Source organism: Paenibacillus auburnensis (genome assembly GCF_927798115.1).
In the GTDB taxonomy this organism is placed as follows: domain Bacteria; phylum Bacillota; class Bacilli; order Paenibacillales; family Paenibacillaceae; genus Paenibacillus_AQ; species Paenibacillus_AQ auburnensis.
Genome location: NZ_CAKMMG010000003.1, coordinates 256,698 through 272,088, shown reverse-complemented (window position 1 = coordinate 272,088; position 15,391 = coordinate 256,698). Strand labels below are relative to the sequence as shown.

At 46.1% G+C, this 15,391-nt stretch carries 6 protein-coding genes; all 6 read left to right on the top strand.

Annotation, left to right across the window (positions count from 1 at the left end; translation table 11 throughout):
- The first annotated feature begins 354 nt into the window (after positions 1-354).
- Entirely contained in the window at positions 355-1,251 is an 897-nt protein-coding gene (locus tag L6H70_RS15140) for an ABC transporter permease (protein ID WP_074114231.1), read from the top strand.
- 35 nt (positions 1,252-1,286) lie between these two features.
- Positions 1,287-2,171, top strand: coding sequence for a carbohydrate ABC transporter permease (locus L6H70_RS15135; RefSeq protein WP_236334488.1), 885 nt, complete (start codon positions 1,287-1,289; stop codon positions 2,169-2,171).
- Between the two features lie 117 nt (positions 2,172-2,288).
- Positions 2,289-3,953, top strand: a complete 1,665-nt coding sequence (locus L6H70_RS15130; protein WP_236334486.1) for a type 2 periplasmic-binding domain-containing protein — start codon at positions 2,289-2,291, stop codon at positions 3,951-3,953.
- Between the two features lie 117 nt (positions 3,954-4,070).
- Entirely contained in the window at positions 4,071-6,548 is a 2,478-nt protein-coding gene (locus L6H70_RS15125) for a PfkB family carbohydrate kinase (protein WP_236334485.1), read from the top strand.
- Entirely contained in the window at positions 6,545-8,824 is a 2,280-nt protein-coding gene (locus L6H70_RS15120; protein WP_236334483.1) for a GH32 C-terminal domain-containing protein, read from the top strand. Before L6H70_RS15125 ends, L6H70_RS15120 begins: the two co-directional genes overlap by 4 nt.
- A gap of 193 nt (positions 8,825-9,017) precedes the next feature.
- Positions 9,018-15,284 carry an S-layer homology domain-containing protein gene (locus L6H70_RS15115; protein WP_236334481.1) on the top strand — a complete coding sequence of 2,089 codons (6,267 nt, stop codon included), beginning with the start codon at positions 9,018-9,020 and terminating at the stop codon, positions 15,282-15,284.
- The last annotated feature ends 107 nt before the right edge of the window (positions 15,285-15,391 follow it).

Here is a 15,391-nt window from a genome sequence, read left to right as displayed (position 1 = left end):
GACCGGGGGAACGTTATATGAATAAAAACGGACAGGGGGGATTCTCTGTCCGTTTTCCACTGTATGAACCGGATTTTGAGCAATTGGAAAAAGAAATTTAAGGGGAAGGAAAATTTATTGACAACGCTCTCAAAAACAAATAAAATCAATTTATAAAAACGATTACGCAAACGTTTACCTGTCTTTGGAATCAAGGGTTTGGCAAGTGCATTTATATTAAAAAATAAACTCTTATTTTTTAATATAATCGGAGCACATGTCAACTTTGGCATTTGGAGCGGGGGAGCTTATAAAATTATAGAAATAGCTCTTGTCTATTACGTAATCGTTTACCTTGGAGATGGAGGAAAATACATGCTTGGGAAAATGAAAAAGAATTATGAATTGTATTTATTGATTTTGATCCCAGTGGCCTATTTTGCAATATTTAAATATTGGCCTATGTATGGGGTACAAATCGCTTTTAAAGACTTTGTAGCTTCCAAAGGGGTTTGGGGCAGTGAATGGGTAGGACTAGAACATTTTCAACGTTTTTTTGAATCGTACAATTTCAAGCAAATTGTGGGGAATACGCTTTTACTAAGTTTGCTCAATTTGGCTATAGCTTTTCCCTTTCCGATTATTGTAGCAATTATGCTGAATCAATTGAGACAGCAGAAGATGAAGAAGTTCATTCAAACTACGATTTACGCGCCGTATTTCATTTCAACCGTCGTATTGGTCGGCATGCTGTTCATCTTCCTGTCCCCAACCAGCGGTTTGGTTAACCATATTGTAACCGCCTTCGGTCATGAACCGATTATGTTTATGGGAGAGGAGAAATGGTTCAGACCTCTGTACATATTCTCATCCGTATGGCAGGAAACAGGATTTGCGTCAGTTATCTATTTGGCCGCCTTGGCTGGAATCGACCCCCATTTACATGAAGCAGCGGTTATGGATGGTGCATCCAAGTGGCATCGGATTCGGCACATTGATTTACCAGGTATTGCTCCTACAATTATTGTTTTGTTCATTATGGCTGTTGGCAATCTGATGAATGTTGGGTTTGAAAAAGCATTCCTTATGCAGACTGATTTAAATGTGGCTACATCTGAGATTATTCCGACTTATGTGTACAAGGTAGGGATTCAGCGAGCGGAATACAGCTTTTCGGCAGCGATCGGACTGTTTAACTCGGTGATAAACCTGATATTACTGGTCATTGTGAATAAAACAACCAAGAAAATAAGCGGCAAGGGCTTGTTTTAGAGGCGAAAACGCCTGTTAGAAGGGGGAGAAAAACCATGTTAAAGAGAAAAACGAAATCCGATTTGGTTTTTGATATAATCAATTATTTGTTTCTAGGCTGCTTCACGTTAATGATTCTGTATCCCTTATATTTTATAGTGATCGCTTCCATCAGTGATCCAAACAAAATTTATTCGGGTGATGTTTGGCTACTGCCACAAAGTATAACCTTTGATGGATATAAAAGGATTTTTAGCGACAGTTCAATATGGAATGGCTATAAAAATTCTATTCTTTATGCGGTACTAAATGGAATTGTCAGCACGACTCTTGTCATTATGGCGGCATATCCACTTTCGAGGAAAGATTTTTATGGAAGAAATGTAATTATGACCTTTTTTATTATCACGATGTTCTTTAATGGCGGTATTATTCCTACTTATCTGGTTGTAAAAGATCTGCATTTAATGAACTCGATGTGGGCAGTTATTCTCCCCGGTGCAATGGATGCTTTCCTGATTATCATAGCGAAAACCTTTTTCGAGGAATTACCTGAAGAGTTGCGAGAGGCAGCGGCCATAGATGGTGCGAGGAATCTCAGATACTTATGGAGTGTTGTTCTACCTTTATCTAAACCGATTATTGCAGTTCTTGTCCTCTTCGCGGTCGTACGCCAATGGAACGGATTCTTCGATGCTCTAATTTATCTGAGTGATGGTGAAAAGTTCCCGTTGCAGTTGGTTCTTCGTAACATTCTGATCCAAAGTCAACCGTCCGGTAATATGCTTATGGATATTGATAACATGCTGGCCAAACAGCGTGTGACAGAATTAATTAAGTTCGGTGTTATTATCGTTTCTGCTGTACCGCTGTTAGCCTTATACCCGTTCTTGCAAAGATATTTTGTCAAAGGAGTAATGGTAGGTTCAGTAAAAGGGTAAGAGTTTGCCTCTCAATGATCGTTAAGGAGGTGTTGCGAAACTGGACTAGAATGGGACTGGTTTATCCCGGATGAAAGAAGTATACAATGAGCAGATTTAATAGGGAGGTTAAGAAGAATGAACAAAAAAGCTGCGGGTCTATTGGCAGTAATGATGGCCGTTTCCGTGTTTGCTACGGCCTGTAACAGCAACAACAGCAATAACAGCAGTAGCAACAATGGTAAGACAGGTACGAATACAGAGAATAGTGGAAATCAAACAGAAGACAGTGCATCTATTCAGTTTCCACTAAAAGAAAAAACCACCTTAAAGGTGGTTGCTAAGAGAGCTCCGCTCGCACCAAGCGATTATAACGAAATGACCATGGCTAAAAAACTGGAAGAAATGTCAAATGTTCATATCGATTGGAATACTATTGTCGAGACGGATTATAACGAGAAGAAGAACCTGCTCATTGCAAGTGGCGACTTGCCTGAAATGTTCTTCGGAGCCGGATTTACAGATACAGAACTGATGAAATATGGTGCGGACGGCACTATTATACCCCTAAATGATCTAATTGACAAATACATGCCTAACTTGAAGGCTTTGTTTGACAAGAGACCGGATATCAAAGCCGAGGTCACAGCACCTGACGGCAAAATTTATTCTCTTCCTGCAGGTGAAGAGTTAGGCACGGGTCAAGAAGAAATTGGGTCGAACCCGGATTTCCTCTATATTAACGAGGATTGGCTGAAAAAGCTGGGGCTGAAAATGCCAACCACTCTTCAAGAATATCATGATGTTCTGCTTGCCTTTAAGACCAAAGATCCAAACGGCAACGGTAAAGCGGATGAAATTCCTTTATCCTTCGTCAATGCATTCTGGACGGGTGATATTGGTTATCTGTTTGGAGCCTTCGGTGTACCGGATAAAACATACCAGCCTGGTAACAACGCCTATGCTGAGCATTTGAATGTGGACAACGGAAAGGTTTCCTACGCAGCAATTCAAGATGGCTATAAAGACGCTGTAAACGAGATTGCGAAATGGGTGAAAGAAGGACTTGTTGATCAAGAATCCTTTACTCAAGAATATACCCAATATTATGCAAAAGGGAAGACGGAGCCGGAAACTCTTGGCTCATTTCTCTGGTGGGATCATACAGATGTAGTCGGTCCTGGACGCGACAAACATTATCCGATCGTACCTCCTTTTAAAGATATGGTTGTTAAGTGGAACAGTGGTTCCGCGATTTCTAGAGGCGGATCGGTAATCACAAAAGAAGCAAAGAATCCAGCATTGATTGCTGCGTGGCTGGATTTGATTTACAAACCGGAAACCACTGCCGAAGTCCGTTGGGGCCCTATTGGCGAATGGTTTGAGAAATCTGCCGATGGCAAACTGGTTCAGAAGTCGGATATCAGTAATCCGGGAGAGTTCCGTCAAACCGTATCACTAGGTGGCGGCGGCGTATTCACTGGTGAGGATTTCCAAAACATTGCACCTCCTGAAGCACGGGCACAGCAAAGACTGAATGATATCAAAAATCTATTTGTACCGCAGATGCAGAAAGAGAAATACCCCAATATCTTCTTTACTGAAGAAGAATTGAAAACTATCGATAAGCTGAAACCGGAGATACAAACGTATACAAACTCCATGCGCGCTAAATTTATGTTGAAAGGGGTCTCTGACTCCGAGTGGAGCGATTACCTGGCTTCGCTTAAAGATATGGGCCTGGATGAGCTGATGAAGGTATACCAAGATGGGTATGACCGTTATCTGGCAGCCCAAAAATAAAATAGGATAGTTAAGGCATGTAGCAAGCCTGAATGAGGTGCCTTCACTCAGGCTTGCTACATATGTTTTCGGATTAGAGAGTCGTATATATATGATGGATTAGGGGTGGAGAACCATATGGTTGACATTACAGCAATAGGTGAAGTACTGATTGATTTTACTCCGGCAGGCTTGTCCGAGAAGGGGGAGCAGCTATTTGAATGTAATCCCGGCGGAGCTCCTGCGAATGTGGTTGTTGTTCTATCAAAGCTTGGAAAATCTACGGCATTTATCGGTAAAGTGGGTGAAGACCAGTTTGGAGAGTATCTTACCCAAGTTTTGCAGGGAAATGGTGTAGATACTGAGGGTTTAGTCAAGGAGAAGAATGCGAGTACAACGCTAGCTTTTGTTCATCTGAAAGACGATGGCGACCGCACTTTTAGCTTTATCCGTAAACCAGGTGCAGATATGTTACTCGGAATTGATGATATTGATCTGGAATATATCAAAGGTTCAAAAATCTTTCATTTCGGATCTGTATCGATGACCCATGAACCTTCTGCTAGTGCAACGTTAAGAACATGTATATATGCAAAAGAGAATGGAGCTCTGATTTCTTTTGATCCAAATTTAAGACCTGCACTTTGGAGCAATCTGGAGGAAGCGAAGTCCAGGATAAAGGAAGGACTTGCTCTTGCGGATATTGTTAAAATCTCTGAGGAAGAACTTGAGTTTATTACGGGTCTTACTGATTTGGAAGAGGGTACCCGTCAAATTCAGTCACAATTCAAGGTGAAAGTGGTCCTGGTGACTAAGGCTGAAAAAGGGTGCTTCGTCCGGTTTGGCTCTGGTTTTAAATTTGCTGATGTGCCAGGTTTTAAAGTTCATACTGTTGACACTACCGGAGCGGGAGATGCTTTTCTAGGCGGGTTCCTCTATCAGCTGCTGGAGAGAGGGTGCAGTATCGAGCAGATTAGAGATCAGGACTGGGTCCCGATTATAAGCTTCGCCAATGCAGTGGGTGCTTTGGTTACAACACAAAAAGGAGCCATTCCGGCAATTCCAACCTATCGGCAGGCTGCTGAATTAGTTCAATCTGTCGGCACTGATTTGTCCCAAGAATCATACAGGCCCCAATTCCATTACTCTCCGCCTGCTATGTGGCTAAATGATCCGAATGGTATGGTCTATTTTGAAGGAGAGTACCATTTGATGTTTCAGCATCATCCCGGAAGCACCGTATGGGGTCCTATGCACTGGGGACATGCGGTAAGCAAGGATTTGGTGAACTGGGAAACACTTCCTGTAGCCTTGTCTCCGGATCATAATGGGGCCATCTTCTCTGGTAGCGCAGTTGTGGATTGGAACGATACCAGCGGATTATTTGATGGCGGTTCAGGCTTGGTTTCAATATTCACTCATGCTGATATATACCCAGATTCAGATAGACCGCGGCAGCGCCAAAGCCTGGCATACAGTAAGGATAAAGGCAGAAGCTGGACACTTTATTCCGGAAATCCGGTTCTGAGTGATATCGAGATCACCGATTTTCGTGATCCCAAGGTCTTCTGGATGGAGGAAGCTGGCCTCTGGATTATGGTTCTTGCATGTGGAGACCATATCCGCTTTTATCAATCTGCTAACTTGAAGGATTGGGAGTTTGCCAGCGAATTCGGAAAGTCGGATGGTGCACACTACGGTGTATGGGAATGTCCAGATCTATTTGAGTTATCCATCGATGGGTCCACTTCGAAAAAATGGGTCCTGTTGGTAAGTATCGGTGACAATCCAGACTGTCCGGAAGGCTCTAAAACCCAATATTTCATTGGAAGCTTCGATGGCTTCAAATTTGTAAATGAGAATGCGCCGGATACCGTGCTGTGGTTGGATGAGGGAAGAGATAATTATGCCGCAGTATCTTGGTCTGATATTCCAGAGGAAGACGGACGGCGCATAATCATCGGATGGATGAACAACTGGAAATATGCCAATCAAGTACCAACCGCTTCCTGGAGAGGTGCCATGACCCTCCCTCGCTTACTATCACTAACCAACCGGAACGGGAACGTGATTCTATCGCAAATGCCTGTTCAGGAGATAGAAAAGCTGCGGAAAGAGACGCACTCATGGAGCGATGTAGCGGTAACGAGCGAGAACCCTTTAATTCACGAGACGAACGAAGATCTGTTGGAGATTGAGGTCGATCTTGTTGTCCACTCCGGAGACGAAGTTCATATCCTATTAAAATCTTCCGAAGAGTGTGAAACGATTATTGGTTATGATCCTGAACGAGAGTGGTTGTTTATTGATCGTTCTAAGTCAGGACTCACTGATTTCAACCCGTCATTTGCATGTAAGCACGGTGCTAGATTGGTTCCGGACAAAGGAAACATCAAGTTGCGTATCTGGGTGGATCGTAGTGTGGTTGAAGTGTTTGCAAATGGTGGAATAGTCGCGTTAACTGATCAAGTTTTTCCGATTAACCCAATTGAAAAAGTGTTGATAAGTACCGTGGCAGGGAGTGCAGAGCTGAACTCGCTTCATATCCATACTCTTAATTCCATTCATAAGACTGAAGGCAGCACAGAGCAGTTAGTAGGGAGGGTGAATGTATGAACGGATTAATCGATAATCAAGGTTTAATGATGTACTGGGCCTTTGATGAAGGAACCGGAGCAAGTGCTCTGGAGAGTGTAACCGGAACCCAGGATGATATCCAGTACGTCTTTAACCAAACAGAGTTCACTGAATCTTGTACTCCGCCGTGGAGACAGGGGGTGTCGGGATATGGGCTTCTCTTCGATGGTTACTCGTCATACATTGCTCATTCCGCTCACCTTGAAGGGCAGCATGGAAGACCGGAATATCTCTCAGCTCTCAGTATCGGAGTATGGGTTGCTCCGCGCACCTATGAATGGGGATATGACAGCAAGCTCGCCGCCATCGTGAACCAACACAATATGGAGAATAAACAGGGATTTCTGCTGGGAATGTTCCGCCATGGCTCCTGGTCTTTCCAAATTGGACTAGAGGGAGGAGACTGGAAGGAAATCTGGTCACCGGACGGTTATGAACTGCCAAAGAATGAGTGGTCTTACCTAAACGCTGTCTTCAATGGGGACGATGGAGAAATTAAGTTGTTTCTCAATGGCAGTGAGATTGCTTCAGATACTGTTGCGCGTGGTTCCCGCATGGCTGCAGCGGTGGACACAGATCTGCTAATCGGCAAAAACAATCACAGCAGCAAGCTTGTAGAAGCGTTCAGCCTTCATATGTTCGGCGGAATCATGGATGAACTGAAGATTTATAACCGCGCCTTGAGTAATGAGGAAGTAGCAGCTTCTTATCAGGAGGTGTTGGATTCCGTACCCGGAGGCATCGTGCCGCAAGTGAAATATGATGACATCAAGCTGGATCGTACACCACTGCTGGCAGACCGGCATAGACCGCAATATCATGTCAGCCCGCCAGCTCACTGGATGAATGAACCGCATGCACCGATTTATTTTGACGGGTACTATCATTTGTTCTATCAGCATAACCCGCAAGGACCATACTTTCATCATATTCATTGGGGGCATTGGGTGAGCAAGGATATGGTGCATTGGCGTGATCTTCCTATTGCTCTGGCACCGGAGAAGGATCAGCTCGCACCGGACGGGATCTGGTCAGGAAGTGCAACTTACGATGCGGACGGACTTCCTGTCCTGTTCTTTACCGCGGGGAATGATAGTGCTTCGCCGAATCAGAGCGTGGCACTTGCAAGAAGCACTTACTCAGAAGATGGAGACCCTGATCTGGTTAATTGGATCAAACATCCAGAGCCGCTTATTGTACAGCAGAAGGGAATGGGGGCATTCGGGGATTTCCGTGACCCGTTCGTTTGGAAGGATGAGGATGTCTGGTATGCCCTGGTCGGATCGGGGATTGAAGGTGGAGGCGGGGCAGCCCTTGCATTTATGTCAGAGGATATGCTCAATTGGACCTACAAAGGACCATTTTATCAGGCTGATCTTCAGCAATTCCCTTATCTTGGACCTATCTGGGAGCTTCCTGTGCTTCTTCCTCTTGGCATGGATAAGCAGGGTGAAAACAAACATCTTTTACTGGTTAGCCCTGTGGGACCTGGCGCCGATGTCGAGGTGTTCTATTGGATCGGACAATTCGATAAGCAGAAGATATCATTCATTCCAGATCAAGAAGAACCTCAATTGATTGATGTTGGTGACTTCCATTTTACAGGCCCGAGTGGCATGGTTGATCCGAACACAGGCAGAAATATTATTTTCACAATTGCCCAAGGTGACCGTACGTCCGAGCTGGAATACAAATCGGGCTGGGCTCATAACGGGGGCTTGCCGCTAAGCGTGTATTTGCGAGAGGATAGACGGCTGGGAATCGAGCCGATTCAGGAGCTTCAATCGCTGCGAGGAGAGAAGCGGTTATCGCTCCGGGATAAGTCTTTGGCCGATGCTAATGACCTTCTCAAGGATGTTCAAGGCGACATGCTTGAGATTCAAGTGGAGATTGAGCCAGGCAGTGCTGCGCAATTCGGAATCAAGATCCGGAAATCACCGGATGGGGAAGAAGAAACCCTGTTGTATTATGATCTCAATCAGACCATGCTCTTGGCCGACCGGACAAAAACGACACAACATCCGGGAGAAAAATGCAGTGGGGTTCAGGGTGGTAAGCTGGAGCTACTGGGAGAAAATCTGAAGCTGCACATCTATTTGGACCGCTCTATGGTCGAAGCGTATGCCAACGGATTAAAAAGCCTGACGACCCGGGTGTATCCAAGCCGTAAGGATGCTATGGGACTTGAGATCTGGGGAACTGGAGAACTGTTGGTTAAATCCATGGAGATATGGGAAATGCAATCCATATGGTAGTGTGAGCGCTTAGGCGCTCCTTACTATTTGGATAATACAACAAAACACTTAAGCCGCTTTGTCCCCTCGATTTGGAAACGCTTCATTCAATCCTCTCTTACTTCATGACTATGCATCCTTGTGTACGGAGAGCCATTTCATAATTAGGTATGAATGTTTGCCATGAATAAGAAATGACGAAGGAGGCTCATTGATGAGAGAAGTCAAAAGAAACAAAGTATGGATCTCCAGAATGGTTATAGGGGTGATGGTTCTTCAGCTTGTTGCTCCCGGAATCTCGGCCGCAGCCGAAGTTAAAGTGGGTACCCGGGAGGCGCTCACCTCTACGGCTGACGCAGGATTGTCGGTTACGGATGCAGTCTATCCTATTCCCAAGGCTAACGAGGGAGTGTCAGTTACGGATACTGTCTATCAAATCCAGAATCCTGGATTTGAAACCGGCGATATGACCGGCTGGACAGTTGTCAATGGTGAAGCGTTCGGTTCGGACAGCGTATCGGACGAAACCACTTGGTGGGCAGAACAAATCCCGTACAATCAGGAAGGGACTTATCATCTAAACGGCTGGAAGCATGACGAGGCTGCGACCGGTGTGCTTCGGTCCAGCACCTTCGAGCTGGGCGGCAGCGGCTGGATCAGCTTCAAGCTTGGTGGCGCGAAAAATCCAAACAAGGCCTATATAAATATCGTGGAGGCCCAGACGGGTCAAGTGATAGCCCGGTATGGCAATAGCGCCTTCGCTGACGTTGGTTTTCCGAGTCCCGCTCAGGGCATGCGGCTTGCTAATATGGAGCAATATAAGGCAAATCTTTCTGAATATCTAGGCAAGAAGCTGTACGTGGAGATCGTCGATAATGCAACGACGGACTGGGGAGTGGTATTTGCGGATGCATTCTTCATGTACCATGAATCCGAGCCTGCGGAAGGCACAGTTGCCACGGATATTAAGCCGGATATTGAAATAAACAGTCCCAATGAAGTCGAAAACCCAGGCTTCGAAACTGGGGATTTGTCAGGCTGGACAGTTGTCAGGGGCCAAGCGTTCGGTCAGGATAGTGTATCTGACGAAACCACTTGGTGGGCAGAAAAAATCCCGTACAATCAGGAAGGTACTTATCATCTAAACGGCTGGAAACATGACGAGGCTGCGACCGGCGTGCTTCGGTCCAGCACCTTCGAGCTGGGCGGCAGCGGCTGGATCAGCTTCAAGCTTGGCGGTGCGAAAAATCCTAACAAAGTATACGTGAATATCGTGGAAGCCCAGACGGGACAAGTCGTTGCCCGGTATGGCAATAGTGCTTTTGCCGACGTCGGCTTTCCGAACCCCGCTCAGGGTCTACGGCTTGCCAATATGGAGCAGTATAAGGCAGATCTCTCCGGATATTTGGGCAAGAAGCTTTATGTGGAGATCGTCGATAATGCAACCTCCGATTGGGGACTGATTTTTGCGGACGCATTCCTGATGTACCATGAATCCGAGCCAGCCGAGGGCATTATTGCCAAAGATATTAAGCCGGATTTCAAACGCTATCAAGTCCAGAATCCAAGCTTTGAAACCGGAGATTTGACAGGCTGGACGGTTGTAGAAGGCGAAGCGTTTGGACCGAACAGCGTGTCGGACGAAACCACCTATTGGGTTGAACAAATCCCGTATAACCAGGAAGGCACTTATCATTTAAACGGATTGAAGTATAACGAGTCTGCGACTGGTAAGCTTCGGTCCAGCACCTTCGAGCTGGGCGGAACAGGCTGGATTACCTTCAGACTGGGCGGAGGCAAGCATACGGATCAAGTGTACATGAACGTCATCAATGCGGACACAGGTGAACTGATTGCCAGGTACGGCAACACCGAATTTAACGAATCCGGGTTCCCCGATCCCGCACAGGGCCTGAGACTTGCGAATATGGAGCAGTATAAAGCCGACCTCTCCAAGTATATCGGGAAGAAGCTGTATTTGGAGATCGTCGATAATGGGCATGCGGATTGGGGAGTCATCTTTGCGGACGCCTTCCACACCTTCAATGAACTCGTACCCGAAGAAGGAGTCATGGTAGACAACATTATGCCGACAGAAATCCAGAATCCCAGCTTTGAAACCGGGAATTTAGAGAGCTGGACCGCTCAGGGCAACGCATTTCAAGTGAGCAATGATGCCCAAGCTGGCAAAGAAGGTAACTATTATGCCAAGTCCACTTTGGAAGGACAGGGCTCGATTACCTCCAATACCTTTACGCTTCGAGGGACCGGGACAATTAACTTCACAGTTTTAGACATCGTCAACCCGCAGGAAGCCTACGTCGCATTATATGATGCCAGCACGAACACGTTGCTAGAGAAGACCGGGGATGTCAGTGCGAATGAGAAGATTTCTTGGAAAATGCAGAAGCACTATAATAAGAGGCTTTATGTCAAAGTTATCGATCAATCCAATCAAGCCCGTATCTCCGTTGATGCTTTTCAAGCGAATAATACGGGAACCATTTTCTACATGAACCTTGATGAAGGCGTAGGAAAAAAGGCACATGAGGAAGTAAGTAATCTTGATCATGATGTAAACTACGTATTTAATAACGCCAGATATATGGACTCCAAAGATCCAAGATGGACTCCGCGCGGAGTAAAAGGTGGCGCTTTGCTATTCGATGGATACTCAAATGATATCGAGGTTAATGCAAAAGATGCCGTTCCAGTAAGTGACGCGTTAACGATTGAGGCTTGGGTCGCTCCACGCAGCTACGAATGGGGAGACGGAAACAAGCTGTCTGCTATCGTGAACCAGTCTGATCAGGATAAGACAGAAGGATTTGCTTTGGGGATGTACCGGCACGGCACATGGTCAATGCAGGTCGGCATTGGCGGACAGTGGATTCAGGTATGGGTTAAAGACCATCCACTCGAAAAATACAAATGGAATTACGTAGCAGCTACGTTCGACAAAAAGGACGGAATCATTAAATTATTTTTAAATGGTCAGGAAGTAGCTTCTGAGGCGACTCCTGTCAACGTTCCAATTACACCTTCTACGGAAAATCTGATTATCGGAAAAAACAATAAATCTGCAGAGTTTGCGGGATTGTTCTCCTACAATATGTTCAGCGGACTTATCGATGAAGTGAAACTGCAGAACAAAGCGCTCACGGGTCAAGAGATCCTTGCTGAGTATGAGAATGTGAAGGCGCTCCACGGCGGCGTGGTTCCGGAAATTCCAAATGGTGACATTGATGAGGATCCTAGTGTGTTTGACGGTGATCAGCACCGTCCGCAGTACCATGCGATGCCTCCGCAAAACTGGATGAATGAAGCGCATGCACCGATTTATTATAACGGCAAGTATCATTTATTTTATCAGCATAACCCGCAAGGTCCATTCTGGCATCAAATCCACTGGGGACATTGGGTGAGTGACGATATGGTCCATTGGGAAAATGTGAGGCCAGCACTTGCACCAGAAGCGGGCACGCTTGATCCGGACGGAACATGGTCAGGTAGCGCAGCGTATGACCGTGACGGCAATCCTGTTCTGTTCTATACCGCCGGCAATGACTCTTTGTCGCCGAATCAAAGAACAGGGCTGGCAACTCCGGCCGATTTGTCAGACCCTAAACTAGAGAAGTGGGTGAAATATCCAGAGCCTGTAACCGAGCAGAATGGAAATGGCATTCACAACGAGTTCCGTGATCCATTCGTTTGGTACGACAAGGAGGTAGATAAGTGGTATCAGCTGGTGACATCCGGTCTTCAAGACTTCAGCAGCGGTACAGCTTTGGTGTACGTGTCTGACGATATGTACAACTGGGAATATAAGGGGCCTTTATATGTTAGTAACAGAAATCTGTATCCGGAGCTCGGTACAGTATGGGAACTGCCGGTATTATTGCCGCTAGGCAAGGATAGTGCAGGAAAACAAAAATACATTTTCATGGTTAATCCCCATGAGAAGCCGGAGCAGGTTCCTCCAGCTGACGATGTGCAAAGAGATGTTGAAGTCTTTTACTGGATTGGATCCTGGGATCGAGATAACTTCAAATTTATACCTGATCAGGACGCACCCTCCAAAATGGATGTGGGGGATGGTTATTTGACCGCAGAGAGCGGTATGGTTACCCCCGACGGAAGAACGGTCGTATACTCCATGGTGCAGAATGTAAGAACGCCGCAGGCTGAATATCAGGCTGGTTGGGCTCATAATCTGGCACTGCCAGTTTCCCTAAGCCTGGATGAGCATGATCAATTGCGTATTGAACCGATTCAAGAATTGCAGAGTCTCCGGGGAGATAAGGTGGTTGATTTCTCGGACAAAAATTTGGCTGCCGCCAATCAATTGATACACAATGTCAAAGGCGACATGCTGGAGATTATGATGGAGATTGATCCGGGTGAAGCCCAGAAATTCGGTCTTAAGGTACGGCGCTCCGATAACGGCCAGGAGGAAACGCTGATTTACTATGACAAGACAAATGGGACGTTCAATGTGGACCGGACCAAGAGCAGCATTGATCCGGATGTGCGCGTGGACGGCATTCAAGGCGGGTACGTGGATCTGGACGGAGAGAACCTGAAGCTGCATATTTTCCTGGACCGCTCGGTTGTCGAAGCCTTTGCCAATTACAAGAAAAAACTGACAACCCGCGTCTATGTGGGAAGATACGATTCCTTGGGCTTGCAGGTTTGGGCCGACAACGATATAACTGTCAAGTCGATGGAAGTATGGAATATGAATGCCTTGACGGGTGAGCCGGCTGCTCCAGTCGATGTTCCTGACAATTGGGACAATTCGGTGTATACCGATATTACGGATCTGCCTAACCATGATTTTGCTACAGGAGACTTAACAGGCTGGATTACTGAAGGAGACGCCTTCCAGGATGTTCATGTGACCGATGCTCAGTTTTTCTGGAACACGATCTACTTCAATCCGTCGCATAAAATTCCGGGCGGATATCATTTGTGGGGTTTTAACGAGGCAGCCGGTGGTGACAGCTTAACGGGAACACTGAAATCACAGAATTTCGTCCTTGGCGGGAACGGCAAGATCAACTTCCTGGTCAGTGGCGGGCGTGATATCGATAAACTGTATGTTGCGCTGGTCCGGGTATCGGACGGTAAAGAACTATTTAAAGAAACTGCCACCAACTATGAGGAGTATCAACGGAAGATTTGGGATGCATCACAGTATATCGGCCAGGAGCTTTACATTAAGGTGGTTGACCAATCTACAGGCGGTTTCGGACATATTAATGTCGATGATTTCAATGTACCGGTTAAGGTGCAGAATCCGACCAATCCGACAGATCCAACAGATCCAACAGATCCAACTACACCTGTCCCTACCAGTCCTCCGGCTAATCCTGTGCTCCCTGGAAGCAAACCTGATGGTCAGAGCAGTCAGAGTAGCTTGAATTTCGAAATATCCAAGAGTGAGCGGCAGGTGCTGTTTCCGGTGACAATGGCTGCAAATAACGGCAAGAATACACTTAAGGTTAAAAGCTCAGATGTGGAGATTGAAGTTCCTGCAGAGGTATTAAAGGATCTGGAGGCAATGGTTACGGACAGCGAGCTTGGGCAGGCGAAGATCTCTTTTGAAATGGATACTTTATCTTCAGAGCAGCGCAAAGAGCTGGTTGATAAAGCTGGACAAAAGAATCAGGCAGCCATCTCCGTGGCTGGAGAGATCTATGACTTCAAGTTATCCATTGTAAAACCTGATGGAACGAAACAGACGATTGAAAAGTTCTCCAAACCCGTAACAATCAGTTTGAGTTCGCAGGAGAACTCCCGCCAAAATCACACGGGCATTTATTACATCGCAGATGACGGCAGACTGGAGTATCGGGATGGAACCTATGCGGACGGTAAATGGACGGCAAAGGTGAATCATTTCAGCAAGTATGCCGTCCTTACTTATGATAAATCATTTAAAGATGTGAATGCCTCCTACTGGGCCTATGATGTTATAAAAAGGATGGCTGCAAAGCAAATTGTCCTGGGAGTGAGTGAAACGGCATTCGCACCAAAGCAAAATGTAAGCAGAGCTGAGTTCGCTTCCTTGATCACTCGTGCACTCGGATTAACAGGAACGAACTTAACTACATTCGAGGATGTAGCACCCACGAAGTGGTATGCTTCCTCTATTGCAGAAGCATACGAAGCGGGAATTGTCACTGGAAGAAGCAAAGATACCTTTGCGCCGGAGGACACCATAAGTCGTGAAGAAATGGCGTCCATGATTTACAAAGCATATCTGTTTCATACAGGACAGAAGGCTGATGTTAATCGTCAAAGCAATTTCAAGGATGCTAGTTCGATAAGCGATTGGGCTTCAGGTGCAGTGGCAGCCTTACAGGAGCTTGGGATAGTTGACGGGCGCGGCAATCAGGTATTCATGCCTCATGAAATGGTGAATCGTGCGGAGAGCGCGCAAATCATCTCGCTGCTGCTGGATGAAGTCAATAAATAACGGTTAAGGGAAAGCCGGGGGAAGCAAGGTGATGTCAGCCTTCGCCATGACTCCGGCTTTCTCTAATTTATACTGAGTATCATCTTACTGAAGAAGGAGTTCACACA